Origin of the sequence: Arcticibacter pallidicorallinus, from assembly GCF_003002875.1 — a bacterium.
Classification (GTDB): domain Bacteria; phylum Bacteroidota; class Bacteroidia; order Sphingobacteriales; family Sphingobacteriaceae; genus Arcticibacter; species Arcticibacter pallidicorallinus.
In genome coordinates, this window is the sequence record NZ_PVTH01000007.1 from 39981 (window position 1) to 56139 (window position 16159).

Consider the following 16159-nt stretch of genomic DNA (forward strand, 5'->3'; position numbering starts at 1 on the left):
GGTATAATTATTCCGGTTCTTTAAGTTCGAAGAAGCTGAACGACGAATATCCATACTTCCTTTGTTCGACAAAGTTCGGATGGTCCGCCAGCTTTTTCATGGTATGATGCTCCACAATCAGCACCCCACCCGGATTAAGCAGCTCTCTCTCAAAAACAAGCTGCGGAATCAGTGGAATTTCAGCGATATCATAAGGGGGATCGGCAAATATTAGGTCGTACTTATCCGTTTCCTCCCGAAGATATTTAATTACATCAGCTCGCTGGGGCTTAATGGCGTCTAAAGCGTATTGCTTAACCACCGAACGTAAGAAATTGTAACATCCTCTGTCCAGATCTACAGAAACGATATCTTGAACACCCCGCGACGCGAATTCAACGGATACACTTCCTGTACCACTAAATAGATCGAGAACTTTCAGCTCCTCGAGGTCGTACTGGTTGTGCAGAATATTGAATAGCGCCTCCTTAGCCATATCCTTTGTAGGGCGCACCGGTAAACCAGCCGGTGTGTTAAGGCGTATCCCCTTGAGCTTTCCGCTTATTATTCGCATAAGCTCATGCTAAGTAGTGAAAAGAACTGATGAGATGGCAGCAATTTGAAAGAGTCAGGATGCTTAACTATTGATGTACTGTCGCAGAATCGTATGTTCTGGAAATAACGTGCGATCCTTTTATAAAGCTCACTGTACTTTTCTATCTCACCGGCCAGCAGTACAGGGGTAGCGGGCTGAAGTTCGAACTGTTGCTTTATCAACAACAGGTAGTAATTGAAATCATCGGCGTTCTCAAATGAAAAGATGTTGTAGAAAACAAACTCACCGTCTGATACGATCACCATTTCAAAAGAACCTGAATTAAACTGGATGAATGCCCGTAGCCCGCTTTCATTCGCAGATCCTTTAAGAGCACTTTCAATAAATGCCTCCGCCTGCGAATAAACTACCGCGTTTGAGAACTTCTTCTTCAACGGGGCAACTACACTGTCTTCAACAGCACTTACGGCCTGAACTTTCCCATCAAGCATGGCATTGGTACAGGTTCTGGTCGGTTTCGTGCTCTGAACAAAATTTTTGAAGCTTGATGAAGAACTTTCTGCATACAGCTCTGTCGGTATAAAAACAAAATTGAAGGTCTCAGAGCTTACTTTGACTTGTCCGAACGATTGATTTAAATACTCATTCTGAGCTGTCAGACCCGTAAAGGCCTCTTCCATAGAACCAGATATCGACGCATCATATATAACATACAGCTCGTTCGATTGTATGTTTCTTATGGCATAAGATAGCTTATGTTTGTTATGCTTGATGAGCAACTCACACGAACCAGCCTGTTCGGGCAGGTAATTTTTATCTTTCAGATGAAGTGTTCCGACATTGTTCATTACAGCAAAACTAAATGTTTTTTAGAAGGAATTCGCATTTTTGCATGTCAATATGAAGGTAAGTGATCTCCTGAACCAAAACTTCGGCCTCAATCCCACCAGTCAGCAGCTGGAAGTATTCAAAAAGCTGGAACGCTTTTTAACCTCTGAGGATCCCAGAGCGTGCTTCGTTATGCGCGGTTACGCCGGAACTGGGAAAACGACAATTATCGGTTCATTGGTCAGGATCTTCCCCAGACTGAAGCTGAAGTCTTCTCTTATGGCACCTACGGGGCGGGCGGCAAAGGTTATCAGCAATTACTCCGGCAGAAAAGCTTTTACCATCCACAAGAAGATCTACCGAAAGAAGAATGCGGCTACCTTGGAAATGGATTTCGTCCTAGGGCATAATATTGCCGAGGATACAATATTTATTGTCGACGAGTCGTCTATGATCTCGAACGAAGAGGGCGGCTTTGGCAAGCATGGACTGCTTCAGGATCTGATATCCTACGTCTATCAGGGAAAGAACTGCAAGCTCCTTTTGGTGGGAGATACGGCACAGCTTCCTCCCGTAGGCTCAGACTCCAGTCCGGCCCTCGATCCCGCGCTGTTGAGGGATGGCTTTGGTCTTCATGTTCACTATCATGAGATGACCGACGTCGTCAGGCAGCAGAAACTGTCCGGTATCCTGTACAACGCCACCAATTTGCGGGAGCTCATCCGCACTGGGAAAACAGAGTTCCCAAAAATCAAAGTAACCGGCTATCCGGATATCTATCAAATGACAGGAGAGAAGCTCTCCGAGGGGCTTCACTACGCCTACAGTAAATTTGGGATGGAGAATACCCTCGTGATCTGTAGGTCTAACAAAAACGCCAATAACTATAATCTGCAGATCCGTAATCGAATCCTCACCCGCGAGGATGAACTTACCGGTGGCGATTACCTCATGGTGGTTCGCAATAATTATTTCTGGCTCGAAAAGGAGGAATCTTCGAACGCCTTTATCGCCAACGGCGACATCGCCAAAGTTCGGAAGGTCCGAAATATCCAGGAGCTTTACGGATTTCGCTTTGCCGACGTCGTGCTCGATTTTATCGACTACCCCGATGAAGAACCGCTTAATTGCAAAATCCTCCTGGACACGATCTACGCAGACGGTCCTGGTCTGAGCAGGGAAGGCGGGCGCCGGTTCTATGAAGAGGTGATGAAAGATTATGCCGACATCCGCGATAAGAATAAGCGAATGGAAGAGCTCAAGAAAAATCCATACTACAACGCTCTTCATGTGAAGTTCGCCTATGCCGTTACCTGTCATAAAGCGCAGGGCGGACAGTGGGATGCGGTCTTCGTAGATCAGGGTTATATGACAGACGAGATGATGAATACTGACTTTCTCAGATGGCTTTACACAGCAGTTACACGGTCTGTTAAAGAGCTTTATCTCGTCAACTTCAGTGAGAAGTTTTTCTAAACAACGCTCATATTTTACAAACCGGAGTAAAAGGATGGTGTTGTTACAGCACAGATCGTCATAGAAATCTCTTATTTGACCTTTTGACCTGATAAGTCAAATATAAAGTAGAAATTTGCGCCATGTTCAAAAGGCTTTTGTTCTTTTCTATTATTAGCGTTGTATTGCTCCAGGCATGCAGCAGTATAGAATATAGTCCCAATCAATCCTCCGATTCAAAAAGTCCACGCGATCTAAATAAAAAGGCACTTGCAAGATTGGCAGAAACTCCCGGCGACGATACCATACGCTTCGTGTTAACGGGCGACAGTCAGCGGGAGTACAAAAACGCCGAAAAACTGGTTGATGCGGTAAATAAAATTCCTGGTGTAGACTTCGTTTTTTTGGCGGGCGATATTTCAGATTTCGGACTTCTTCAGGAGATGGAATGGGTTCACAGTATCTTTTCGAAACTAAAAATGCCTTATATCGGCGTTATTGGTAACCATGACTTGGTAGCTAACGGAGAAGAGGCTTTTATCAAGATGTTCGGGGAACTAAATTTCAGTTTTGTCTATCAGGGAGTGAAGTTCATAGGCCATAACACCAACAGTCGTGAGAGTAAGTTCAATGGCAACGTCCCAGATCTTCCCTGGCTTTCCAGGCAGCTGAAACCCCAGGAGGGAGTAGATGCCTATATTCCTGTGGCCCACGTACCGCCCGACGGCGTTGATTTCGACCCCCGGTTTGTCGAGGTATATACCCAAATGATTAATCGGTCGCCCAACACGCTTGCCTCACTTTACGCGCATTCGCATTCGCAAAACGTCTACCACTTCCATGGCGACCCGATCCCTTACCTCGTTACCAATGCTATTGAAAATCGGGAGTTCCTGCTGATAGAGATCGTTAACGGTCAACTTAATTACAAAAACATTGAATACTAAATACCTCATTGGAGCATTGTTTGTCGTCTTTCTGTTGACGCAGCCGAACACAGCCAAGGCGCAGTTCCCTCAAAGGCTCGTCCCCAAATCTGCGCTAGCGCAATATGCCGGGAGTATCGGTTTCCTCAGTGCAGGAGTAGGTTACGAACTATTCAAAAACGACAGGGGATCTCTGGATTTTATGTACGGATTTGTTCCCATAAACCAAGGTGGCAGGCTGCATATCAGCACCATTAAATTCGCCTACAGACCTTTCGAAATTGAGCTGAATGATTGGGCAAAACTTTATCCCGTAAATCCGGGAGCCTTCATTAGCTACCATTTCGGGCCTAAGTTCGACTTTCAGTGGGATAAAGATACCTACGAAAAAGGATACTACTGGTGGTCAACAGCCCTCCGTCCGCATATTTCCCTGGGTACGGAAGTAAAGATAGATACCCGTAAGGTTGCTCCGTCTCTGGGCATCAAATCGCTAAGCGTATATTCAGAGTTTAATACCAATGAGCTTTATCTGGTAAGTTACTTTCAGAACGCCGGAGCACTCTCTGTCACGGATATTTTCAAACTCGGTTTCGGAGTCCGCGTCGCTTTTTAAAAATCCGGATCTTATTTAGTTACGCTATATTTGCGGTCTGTTATTCTGATCTTCATGTTTCGTAATCTCGTCGTTTTACTGCGGTACTTCAGTTTTTGGATTATCTTTTTCTTCCTGGAAAGAGCAGTTTTTGTTCTTTATAATACAGACAAGATAAGCGAGGAACCGGTTAGCGAAATCATGAAGATCTTCCTTTACGGATTATGGATGGATGCTTCCATGACGGGCTACATCTGCGCGATGCCGCTACTGGCCTATGTGGTTCTTTGGTTGATTCCGAAGGCCAGTATCCCGGCGAAGATCATTAAAGTATACAGCTACCTGCTGATTGTTCTTTTTTCTATCATCACAGTCATCAACTTCAATATTTACCGGGAGTGGGGAACCAAACTTAACTTCCGGGCCTTTGAATTCGCTTTTGGTTCACCGTCAGAAGCCCTGGCCAGCACAGCCTCGTCACCGATCCTGCTTACACTCCTCGTACTCGCTGCGCTGGTAACACTATCCATATTTTTATTTCGCTTGATGGTACGATTTGACATTGCTAAACAAGGCAATGTCTTTCTGAAGCTCGTACTCGGCTTGTTCATCATGGGCTTAAACTTCCTGGCAATACGCGGGGGCTGGCAGCTCTCTCCGATGAACGAGAGTATGGCTTATTTCTCCCAAAAACCTATCCTGAATTATGCGGCTGTGAATACGGAGTGGGGCCTTGTTCGCGATATGATGAAAGCTGGATCGACCAACAAGAATGTCTTTGCATTCTACTCTCCCCAGGAAGCTGAAGCTATCGTAAAGGATTTGTATACGCGCCCCCAGGGAGAAAATATCAGCATCCTGCAAACCGAAAAGCCCAACATCGTGCTCATTATCATGGAGAGCCATACCGGCAATGTGGTAGAAAGCCTGGGAGGTGAAAAGGGAGTTAGTCCGGAGATGGAAAAGCTTATCAGCGGGGGAGTCTTCTTCGATCAGGTATATTCTTCGGGTAGCCGCACCGACAAAGGTGTTGTCTCCGTTCTTAGTGCCTTCCCCGCCCAGGGAAAGCGGAGCATCATGAAGGAGAACAGCAAGCAGGTTAAGATTCCCGCGTTGTCTTCCACCCTGGCTGACCAGGGCTATTCTACTTCCTTTTATTATGGCGGAGAGAGCCGGTTCTTTAATATGAAATCTTATTTGCTGAGCCATAACTATCAGGAGATAATCGACAAAAACGATTTCGAAAGTAAGGACCTGAGTTCCAAATGGGGTGCCTTTGATGGAGCGGTGTACCTCAAGATGCTCGACCAGCTTGGGCAAAAACCATCACCTTTTTTTAGCACCTTCCTCACACTGACCAACCATGAACCGTTCGACTTGCCGGGCAAGCCGCATTTCCGCGGAGATGATGTTCAAAATAAGTTCCGTAGTACCGCCTTTTATGCAGATTCATGTCTCGGAGCCTTTATCAGGGAGGCGAAGACCAAAAGTTGGTACAAGAACACGTTGTTTGTAATGGTGGCGGATCATGGACACTATCTACCCCATGAAAATCTGGAAATATCCGATCCAAAGCGCTACCGCGTCCCTTTGATTTTCTTCGGAGAGGTGATCAAACCCGAGTTTCGGGGTACGAGGATCGATAAAGTAGGCAACCAAACAGACATTGTCTCCACGCTTTTGAGCCAGCTAAATATCGATGCTAATGCCTATCCCTGGAGCCGTGATCTGCTGCACCCGCAAACCCGTGATTTCTCTTTCTTCAACTGGGATTATGGCATCGGAGTGATCAATAAAACCCAAGCCCTCTCGTATGAAACGGTCGGTAAGAATGTCATCTACAGAGGAAATCAGAGCAACTCCCCGCAGGAAGACGAAGAGTTACTGAAATCTGGAAAAGCAAGCATGCAGGTGGTCTACCAGCAGTTAATAGATTTCTAGGTGCGGCTTTAGTCTTCCTGAACCAGTCGGATCTCATAGTCAGACACCGTGATCAGCCTGTCTTTGTACAGACCACCGATGCTTTTTCTATAGGCCTTCTTGCTAATCTTGAAGCGTTCGTAGATTTCCTCCGGACTGCTTTTATCACCCAAAGGAATCACACCATTGTATTTCTTCAGCTCTGCCAGCAGTACATCTTTCGTATCCAGGATATGTCCATAGCCGGTAGGCTGCAGCGTCAGGTCAATCTTGCCTTCTACACGGATTTTCTTGATCCAGCCCTTGCGTATATCGCCTGGCTGAACGTCGTCAAAAACCTCATTATGATAAAGCAGGCCGATGTAGCGCTCATTAATAATGGCGTTGAAGCCAAGATCAGTCTCCTCGGAGATCAGCAGACTTACCTCATCACCCTCTTCAAATTCGAAGTTTTTATCTTCCACATAGTCAGACACGCGCGAAGATGCCAGCATCCGTCCGTTGCTTTCGTCAAGGTACACGTAAACGACATAGCTTTCCCCTTTCTTCATTGGACGCTTCTGATCACGCTTCGGAACATATACGTCCTTGTCGATGCCAAGGTCAAGATAAGCACCGTCCTCAGATTCGTCGGTTACCTCCAGAAAAGCAAATTCACCTACCGTAGCGTAAGGTGTCTGGTTGGTGGCAATGATTTTGCCTTCTTTGTTCAGGAAGGTGAAAACGTTGATCAGATCGCCGGGTTCAGCAACCTTAGGAGCATGATTATAAGGCATCATTACTTCCGTTTCTCCGTCTGTCAGCAAAATGCCAACGTCTGTTTTCTGTAAGATTCTGAGGTAATTAAATTTTCCGATGTCTATCATGCTCTTATGTTAATGCACCCAATGGTATGGGTGCATTAAACGCAAAGATAGCTACTTTTTCTTTTTTGCCACTATAGGCTCCGGTTTAGATACCGAATTCTTGCTCGACTGGTAGTCCGACTTTTCTTTCTTTGTTTCCGCTTTGGGTTCTTTTTTCTTGTCTCTGCTCATCTCAATAGGTTTTAATGTTTTTCGGGTAGAAGAACAACCGCATTACGCAGCATGCTTTCTGATTAAGTTAGTTAAAATTCATGATTATATGCTGATTAATAATTGGTTGTGAAGGCGATTGATGAGCAGGAGAGGTCGTTGTGAATATCTTAATCACAACTTACCCTCATTTTAGTATATAGGAGCTTTGTATGCAGGCGATAACAGGCCCATAGAAAGCCGTGATGAGTCCGACTTTTAACAGTTAAAGTGGGACTCACCACGGCATTTTATCAGGCTGATCAGGGTTTGATTGAGACGAAGTTTAAGGGAGGTGTCTACCAGGATGATACTCGATACCCTCTTTATAAACAGGCCGGAGATCAAACGGATTGTCCAGTCTGCGCTGGTTTTGCTCAGCTGATGTGCCGATGATATTTATAAGCATTCTTAAATAGTTTTCCGTTTTTTTGTTTGTTTTTTATAATATCTTTAACAATTATCTAGCGGATACACAAAAACCGGTTTTATTTCGCCTTATCGATTCAATGAAGCAAATTTTTTTGTCTGTTCTATTGGTTTTTCCAACGTTTCTGTCCTTTTCTCAGAAGACACCGAGGGAACTGACTATAAAAGGCCTGATTGCCGACTCTGTCAATCATCGTGCTCTCGGTTTAGCTACGGTTACTCTCCTTAGGACATCCACTACAAGCAAGGTCAAATCTACCATTACAGATGCAGATGGAAAATTTGAGTTGTCATATCTCTCACCAGGCGATTATAAACTGACCGTAACATTGCTTGGATACAAGCCTCTCGAGATTCCGGTCCCTAAATCTGAGCCCACTTCTGGCAACGCCATTGACTTAAGCACGCTTTATGTTGCCCCAGTTTTGAATGATCTCGGCGTTGTTAATATAAGCGGATTTAGGCCTGTTGTCAATCAGCAGGCTGACAGAATAATCTATGACGTTCAGGCTGACCCCGAAAGCAAAGCGAACAATGCCTTGGATATGCTTAGGAAAGTGCCTCTCGTTTCGGTCGATGGAGCCGAAAATATCCGTCTGAAGGGCGGGAGCAACTACCGCATGTTAATCAATGGAAAGGCTTCCTCGTTGATTTCAAGTAATCCCTCCGACTTACTTAAAGCTATGCCTGCTGATAATATTGAGAAGATCGAGGTCATTACTACTCCTCCTTCGATGTATGATGCTGAAGGTATCGCAGGTATTATTAATATCATCACGCAGCGCAAACTGGGTGAGGGTTATAGCGTAAACTTGACCTCAACCTTCAATACGGTAAACGGATCCTCTGCTAACGTCAATGCGAAGCTGAAGCGAGGAAAAGTGGGCGTGCAAGGATTTCTGGGTACAGCTCATCCTGTTGAACAAAATGTGGCTACAGGTTATGAGAACGCTATTTGGGGTCCGCTTCCTTCGCAGCTTTTGCAAGACGGAAGGATGATAAGTGATCGGGAAAATTCTTTCGGCAGTGCGCAGTTCAGCTTTGAAGCAGACAGTCTCAATCTTTTCACTGCCGACCTGGAATACCATACGGGCGGTTCCAGTCAGCAAACCCAACAGGTGTCCACCTACTTTGACCAGCAAATGCGGATCAACCAATCCTACGAGTTGAAAAATGCCAGCAGGAACAAATTGAGAGGAACGGATTTTGGCTTTAACCATGAGCATGCTTTCAGGCGTTCGAAAGGACAGCTTTTGACCTCATCATATAAGTACAGTTACTCCAGGGACGCATTTAGAAATGACGCCACCTACCGGAATCCGGTGAATTACCCCGCATCCGATTTCCTGCAAAATAACAGGTCCGGTTCTAAAGAACAGACGGCGCAGATCGATTACGTCCACCCGTTCAAGATCGTTCATATAGAAGTCGGCGCCAAGGGTATTCTCAGAGATAACTTCAGTGATTTTGACCGCCGGAGTCTAGACATTAATACCGGCGTATATCGGCTGGATTCGGACCAAACTAATGACTTTACCTACAAGCAGAACATCTACAGTTTGTATAATTCTTATCATCTCAGATGGAAAGACTGGGATGCGAGGGCTGGCTTGCGCCTGGAACGCAGTAGCGTAGAGGCCGACTTTAGTGCGGCGAATGATCCGATCAGACAACGATATACCAACCTGTTTCCGTCACTATCAGCTCAAAGAAAACTGGATGGGTCAAATAGTCTGAGCCTTGGCTACCAGCAGCGTCTGGAGAGACCAGGGATTCTTATGCTTAATCCCTTTACAAATTACTCGAATCCCGGATTTCTCAGCTCCGGGAATCCCGATCTTGACGCGGTGCTCAATCATTCAATTGATCTGATTTACAGTAATTACGCTAAAAGGCCGTTTACTCTTGGCTTGAATTATACCTTCGCCAACAATACTATAGAGAGCGTAACCCAGGTTGGGGAAGATAAGATTTCGCGAACAAGCTATCGGAATGTTGGTCAAAGAAGTGCCTTGGGCATGTTAATTAATAGCAATTTTGCTCTAAGCCCTAAGATCCGTACTAATGTTGATGCGCAGCTAATGCACGTAGCACTCAGTGGTTTTGTCGACGGTCAGGGATACGAAAGCGAAGGTTTTCAATGGCATATATTCTCCAATACGAGATACAGGTTTGAGAGTGGTTATCGCCTCGGGATAGATGTATCGTATGACAGCAGATACGTGCTCTTGCAAGGGCGGGATAACGATTTTCTTTATTACTCCATCAATGGATCAAAGGATTTTTTTCAGGACAAAGTGACTTTATCTGTCGCAAGCAGCAATTTTTTCAATAAATACCGACGGCTTGATTTTACAACCAGAGGGAGGGACTTCGACCAGAGGCGATTCTATGATATCTACTACCGCCGGTTCAACCTGAGGTTGGTGTATAAGTTCGGAAGACTAAAAGAAGATATTAAGAAGAATCAGCGAGGTATCCGTAACGACGACCAGACCAGTGGTCGCAATAATCCGTCGTAAGATTTATAGCATTTGTTAAGATCTGGACTCAATCGTTGTTTGTATGCTGCCGCGTAGAAGTAATTATTTAGCGGGGATGGGCGCGATCAAGTAACATTATCCGTAAAAATAAGTATAAGCATACTCAAGCGCTATTTTCAAACGCCACATACGGACTATTTCCCGGGGTTAAGCATAGACATATATCAACTCGCCGAGTGATGTATTCCCTTGAGATAAAGTGGAAACCGTATAGTGTGGATAGCAGCTTCTGTCAGTATTTCCTCATGCATCTTAAAAAACACCATTAATACTTGTGTTATTTTATTAAAAAGTTTGTATAATTACGAAATAATTTAAAATAGTCCGCTCGGCTAGGAGATCTGCAAACGGTTTTCAGCACGAACTTTTACAAAAAAGAACTCATGTCAGGTTAAAAATATGTACAACTCCGAATGAGGGTGTTCGTTACCTGAACCAATAGGCCAGGGTTTGGAGCAAGGCAGCTGATTCTAACTTACTAGGATGTATGTCGAGGATCTGGTAGTACCCAGAAAGTCACCGTACCCAATTGACTGACCTATATTCGGACGAGCGCTCTAAGATTATCCTTCAAGCAATAAAGTTTCTTAATGATTAAATTACTAACAAATGAAAACACGCAAAATGACTAAAGTAAGGGCAGTGGTTGGCTGTTTGCTTCTATGTACGACAGGCTTAAACTTGAGTGCTCAAGAGCTTAAACCTGGCCAGGACAAGGCAATACTTAAGACGAAGCAAGGAAGTATTGTAGAGCTCCCTGGGTTCCTGACAGAGAAGATCAATACCATAGACTACCAGAAAATCGTGTTGCCTGGTCCTCAGTTTATGGTTTCTGATGATCCTGAGTACATCCGTATTCCTGAAGCCATTGCGCTTAAAGAGCCTGTTGTTCCCGGTGCGGTGCGTTTGTATGTGTATAACGTAAACGGAGTTAAAGAGCCTGCTAAAATAGATAGAAAGATTGTTGCCTTAATTAAAAATACTGGTAAATCAACAATGCATCTGCGTATGTTGAAGTATTCTTCTCAGAAACCAAGCTTAAACTATTTTCAAATTGGTAAGCAGGGTCTGGCTGACTTTTTTGCCTCAAACGGGAACGAAATTATCCGTACCGTTGCTCCGGGTAAATCTATTTTGATCGATGAAAAACTAGATAAACACATTGTTAAATATGATGAACTTGTGCATGGTTTTTATGAGTTTGTAGTAGATCAGCCAGGGGAGGTAACCGTAGTTCAGGCAGCGCCTTCTGCTTCGGTAGCTGATATGGTGAAGAAGATTACAAATGTGGTTCCCATCGGTCACGCAAATGCTGGAAGAGGAACTTTTGGTGTAAGTAATTACCAGGTAATCAACGATAAGGTGATAGATACTAAGGACGGCGTGACTCAGCTAATGCTCGCTGATGGTGTAACAGATCCTTGGGTAGTAGGTAGAGAAGGCCACAGTGGTGATCTCGCAAAACTCGCCGGCAATTACGGAGTGATCTATGATGTGGAGATGAAATGGAAAAGTACTGACGGAAAAGGTCTGGCACTGGTAACATGGAATTCCAGATCTGGAGATAACCAATGGTGCAGTGGTATGGCGGCTAGCATGGTGGTGAGTAAGGGTGTCTTTCCAGAGGGAATTATTCAATTACCTAAGGATCGATTGGTGACTAAACACGCGCCTGAGGCTATCTTAATACAAATCTTCCCACCCTCAAAGGATGGGAAAGAACAGACAATTAAGTTGAAGTATTCGCCTCCAGGCGCATCTTGCTTGCCTACCCCGTTGATATTTATTCCTATTGACGTAAAATAATATTTGAAAGTTGTCTAAAGCGATCTATTTGCTTTAGACAACTTCATTTCTAACTAGGGATAGATAGCTTGTTTTCAGTAGTAAGCAAACTCAATCAAATCCCGCTCGTTCCTTCGCTTCTGAATATTTCGACGTGTAGCGATGCTTGAAAGGCTAAAGGAATGTCCGCCGAATTCGCCGGCAGAGCCTGTTTCGTAATAGATGGCTGTTGATCCTAACACCCATTATGTTTCATCGGTCTCTATTTAAGAACAGTACGTTATTTTTCCTTCATCGCGCTCCCTCAGAATCCCTTGTGGGCATAGCTCCGAATCGCTTTCCAAAAAGGGGTATGCAAGGCTCAGGTTTGTGGTATTACTGTAAGGCTCGATGTTTTCTGTAAAGGGAGGCTTGTAGCTACCCAATTCGTTTCCAACCTTGAATTCTTCAAAAAAAGCGTGGGTATGATTATATCGGCGTCTGTCTTTTTAGTGGTATTTAAAAAAAATTAATAAGAGCGACAGTATATCGATGCAGAGGGAACGCTGATTGCCTTAAATGACGTGATTAAATGCGAGATAAGTCTTCGAACTATAGGCTTTAAAACGGGGTAATTGGCTCGAAAGTGCTTGTTTTATTAATTATAAAAAAAATTAATAATTATAGTGAAGTTCTTAAAATAATATTTTACATTCGTTTTACAAGCCAATTGGAATGGAACTCCGAACGATGAGGTTTCTGATATTCATACTTATTACAGTAGTTATACTTGGTGTTTTAGCCATGGACGGTGATGGTCAGAATCGATTTGTATATGGACCTCAATAGGTGAGGAATTTAATGGTGATTTTATTCATACAAACAATTAAACAAATAATAATTCCAACCTTTATGCTAAAGTTTTTTACAAAAAGAGAGAAGCTCCCATGGATGGTACTGTCTATGCTGCTTTTTATGCTGTGTTCTAACATTGCTGCCTTTGCGCAATCGAGAACGGTGAGCGGCACTGTGGTAGACAACAAGAATGTGCCTTTGCCAGGTGTCTCGGTGAAAGTTAAGAACACGACCCGAGGTGCAGTAACCGACATGAACGGTAAATTCTCTATTTCCTTGGAAGCTGCGCAGACTACTTTGCAGGTTTCTTACATCGGCTTTCAGAGTCAGGATGTCACAGTTTCCGGAGGGACGGTTAAAGTTACTTTGCAGGAGTCTAACTCTCAGCTTAATGAGGTAATCGTTGTAGGGTACGGAACGCAAAAGAGAGCTAACGTGATCGGTTCGGTTACACAGATTAATAACTCGGATCTCAAGCAGGCACCAACCATGAATGTCACCAACATGCTGGCTGGTCGCTTACCCGGTATTACCACAGTACAATCATCCGGTCGTCCGGGGGCAGATGACGCGACCATTCGTGTTCGCGGTACTTCCACTTATCAGGGTGGACAAGGTCCGGTTGTAATCGTAGACGGTGTTCAACGTCCTTTAGGACAGTTAGATCCAAATGAGATTGAAAGTATTTCTGTGCTGAAAGATGCACTTTCTGCTGCTGTATATGGTCTGCAGGCTGCTAATGGAATTATCCTCGTGACTACCAAAAGGGGAGGGCAACAAGCTCCGAAAGTTTCGTATGACGGGTCGCTTACGGTGAATTCCAACACCCGCTTTCCTAAGTTTTTAGATGGTCCCGATTACATGGAGTGGTATTCCAGAGCAGAAGAACTGGACAACGAATACAGGATGAACATCGGGCAGGACCCAGTTCCTCTAACCTATCACCCGACTCAGATAGATGCTCTAAGGAACGGAACGAACACGAATCCGCTTCTGGGCAACACGGATTGGGTAGGTGAGCTTCTTGGCAAAAACAGTATGACTCAAAATCACGGCATTACCGTAAGGGGAGGTAGTGATAAGGTGAAATACTTTTCGAACATAGGCTACCTTGATCAGGATGGCGTTGTGGAGAATACGGATTTTAAGAGGTATAACCTGCGTACCAATGTGGACGCACAGCTTAACAAGGTACTCTCCGTCGCGTTTGATATTGCCGGACGTTTACAGAAGACACGCACACCGGGGATATCACCTGACAATTCAGCGTATATGAATCCTTTCTATCAGGCAGTCCGGACTCTTCCGAATATACCTATGTATGCACCCAATGGTTTACCAACGGCATATAACAGTAATGCAGGATATGTGAATCCACTTGCTTCGGTTATGCAATCGGGCTATCAACATGGCGAAACCAATGTTTTTCAAACCACATTAACTTTCAATGTGAAGGTGCCCTGGGTAGAAGGATTAAGCGGTAAGTTGCTGACTTCATACGATAAGAATGCCACAGAAAACAAGGGATGGACAACACCTTATCAGTTAATGGGTGTAGGAAGAGGTCAGACCACGGGAGATTATACATTGATCGCAAGCCCTCCCGGAATCACCGTTAATACTTTACGTCAGAGTTATAGCCAAAACAACAGGGTTTCCATGCAGCCAAGTTTAACCTATAACAAGACTGTGAATGATCACACATTCAATGTTCTAGCGCTATACGAGTGGTCAAGACTCAGAAGTAATGTTTTTTCTACAGGTGCCAGAAACTTCGCCATGTCTGATCTTCAGGATATAGATTTTGGTAGTTCTGCTACCGCTGATTTCATCAGCCCGACCGGAAGCAGCAGGATTGGTGCCAGGCAGGGATACGTTGGCCGTGTGAATTACGGCTACAAAAGTAAATACCTGTTTGAGGCCGCTATCAGGGCAGATGCTTCCCTTAGCTTTCCCGAAGAAAACCGTTGGGGTTATTTCCCCGGAGCAGGTTTAGGCTGGGTAGTAAGTGAGGAAGGATTTTTTGAGAAAATCAAAAGCACGGTAACCTTTTTGAAGTTTAAATCTTCCATCGGTATTCTGGGTAAAGATACTGATCAACCGGATTTTACCTACTTACCTACATTTCAGTTAACAGATGCACCGGTGGTTGTTATCGGTGGTACACCTCAGGCAGCGCTATATACTTCAGCTCCGCCGTATAGAGATATTACCTGGGAACGACACAGGGTAACGAACGTCGGTTTTGAAGCTGAATTCTGGAACGGAAAACTTGGTCTTGATTTCGATTACTTCTACAAAGTTGTTACCGATATTTTAACAGGCAGATCCGCACTTTATCCGCCTTCTATTGGCGGATATGTTCCTACGCTGTTTAACGATGGTGTAACAGACAATCGCGGTTTTGACCTTCAGCTTAGACACCGTAACAAAGTAGGTGAGTTTAACTATTCCGTTACCGGTAACTTCAACTTCGCAAGGAATAAGATCATTGAGATCAATGAGAATCAAAATCTTCCAGCATGGCAAAAAACCACGGGGAACCCTATTGGACAGAAGATGGGATTTGTTGTGGAAGGCTTTTATCAGAACTGGGAAGAGGCAAGAAACGGATCATCGCCGAGTAGTGGTTTTATCGCACCCGGATTTTTCAAATATAAAGATCTGAATGGGGATGGACGGATCACGCGAGATGCTGACATGACATTCGTAGGAAAAAGTAACCTGCCAGAAATCATGTACGGGCTTAATCTGCAGGCCGATTACAAAGGATTTGATTTTTCTGCCCTGTTCCAGGGAGCAGCTGGTTCCAGTCTTGCTTTAGGTGGTTTATATGAAGGGTCATCGGGTACCAGTGGCGTTGAGGATAACTCTCCTTTTACCAAGACCTTTTATAGCTATGGAAACTCTCCATATTACCTGGTTGAACAAGCCTGGAGTCCTACTAATCCGGATGCAAAATATCCGAGGTTGACTTCGGGAGGCGTCGCGATGTCTCCGCATAATGCCAACGCAAACTCCGCCTTTATTATTGACAACAGTTATTTGAGGTTGAAATCGGTTCAGCTGGGCTACACGCTGCCAAAAACCGTGCTTAATAATAGGATTGAACGCTTGCGGATTTACGTTTCAGGATTTAATCTGTTCACATGGGACAAGTTGAAATATCTTGATCCGGAGATGCCAAACGTAAATAATGGATTTTATCCTCAGCAAAAGATGATTTCCGGTGGTGTTAACATTACATTTTAATC

Annotated in this window: 12 protein-coding genes; 7 read left to right on the forward strand and 5 right to left on the reverse strand. The window is 44.4% G+C overall.

Annotation, left to right across the window (positions count from 1 at the left end):
- Window positions 1-7: 7 nt before the first annotated feature.
- Both B0I27_RS12215 and B0I27_RS12220 read right to left on the reverse strand, forming a co-directional pair.
- Entirely contained in the window at window positions 8-553 is a 546-nt protein-coding gene (locus tag B0I27_RS12215; RefSeq protein WP_106293732.1) for an RsmD family RNA methyltransferase, read from the reverse strand.
- Window positions 544-1383 carry a DUF3822 family protein gene (locus tag B0I27_RS12220; RefSeq protein ID WP_106293734.1) on the reverse strand — a complete coding sequence of 280 codons (840 nt, stop codon included), beginning with the start codon at window positions 1381-1383 and terminating at the stop codon, window positions 544-546. The genes B0I27_RS12215 and B0I27_RS12220 overlap by 10 nt, the downstream gene beginning before the upstream one ends.
- Window positions 1384-1435: 52 nt before the next feature.
- On the opposite strand from B0I27_RS12220, the gene B0I27_RS12225 reads away from it, so the two are divergent.
- From B0I27_RS12225 to B0I27_RS12240, 4 genes are all read left to right on the forward strand, one after another.
- A complete protein-coding gene (locus tag B0I27_RS12225) occupies window positions 1436-2839 on the forward strand; it encodes an ATP-dependent DNA helicase (RefSeq protein WP_106293736.1) in 1404 nt (467 codons plus the stop codon).
- A 122-nt stretch (window positions 2840-2961) separates the two neighbouring features.
- Entirely contained in the window at window positions 2962-3765 is an 804-nt protein-coding gene (locus B0I27_RS12230; RefSeq protein WP_106293738.1) for a metallophosphoesterase family protein, read from the forward strand.
- Window positions 3755-4360 carry a hypothetical protein gene (locus B0I27_RS12235; RefSeq protein WP_245925504.1) on the forward strand — a complete coding sequence of 202 codons (606 nt, stop codon included), beginning with the start codon at window positions 3755-3757 and terminating at the stop codon, window positions 4358-4360. The genes B0I27_RS12230 and B0I27_RS12235 overlap by 11 nt, the downstream gene beginning before the upstream one ends.
- A 54-nt stretch (window positions 4361-4414) precedes the next feature.
- Window positions 4415-6280: an LTA synthase family protein gene (locus B0I27_RS12240; RefSeq protein ID WP_106293740.1), complete on the forward strand. Its 1866-nt coding sequence runs from the start codon at window positions 4415-4417 to the stop codon at window positions 6278-6280.
- Between the two features lie 8 nt (window positions 6281-6288).
- On the opposite strand, the gene B0I27_RS12245 is transcribed toward B0I27_RS12240, so the two are convergent.
- The gene (locus tag B0I27_RS12245; RefSeq protein WP_106293742.1) at window positions 6289-7125 is read right to left on the reverse strand and encodes a CvfB family protein; all 837 of its coding nucleotides are present in this window, start codon (window positions 7123-7125) and stop codon (window positions 6289-6291) included.
- A 475-nt stretch (window positions 7126-7600) separates the two neighbouring features.
- Entirely contained in the window at window positions 7601-7723 is a 123-nt protein-coding gene (locus B0I27_RS17825; RefSeq protein ID WP_281260342.1) for a hypothetical protein, read from the reverse strand.
- A gap of 100 nt (window positions 7724-7823) precedes the next feature.
- On the opposite strand from B0I27_RS17825, the gene B0I27_RS12250 reads away from it, so the two are divergent.
- Together B0I27_RS12250 and B0I27_RS12255 are read left to right on the forward strand one after the other, a co-directional pair.
- On the forward strand, window positions 7824-10265 hold the full coding sequence (locus B0I27_RS12250) for an outer membrane beta-barrel protein (protein ID WP_146133126.1): 2442 nt from the start codon (window positions 7824-7826) through the stop codon (window positions 10263-10265).
- 630 nt (window positions 10266-10895) lie between these two features.
- A complete protein-coding gene (locus tag B0I27_RS12255; protein WP_106293746.1) occupies window positions 10896-12092 on the forward strand; it encodes a copper amine oxidase in 1197 nt (398 codons plus the stop codon).
- Window positions 12093-12166: 74 nt separating this feature from the next.
- On the opposite strand, the gene B0I27_RS17500 is transcribed toward B0I27_RS12255, so the two are convergent.
- Entirely contained in the window at window positions 12167-12313 is a 147-nt protein-coding gene (locus tag B0I27_RS17500; protein WP_181276769.1) for a hypothetical protein, read from the reverse strand.
- A 649-nt stretch (window positions 12314-12962) separates the two neighbouring features.
- Here B0I27_RS17500 and B0I27_RS12260 point away from each other — a divergent pair.
- Window positions 12963-16157, forward strand: coding sequence for a SusC/RagA family TonB-linked outer membrane protein (locus B0I27_RS12260; protein ID WP_181276770.1), 3195 nt, complete (start codon window positions 12963-12965; stop codon window positions 16155-16157).
- The last annotated feature ends 2 nt before the right edge of the window (window positions 16158-16159 follow it).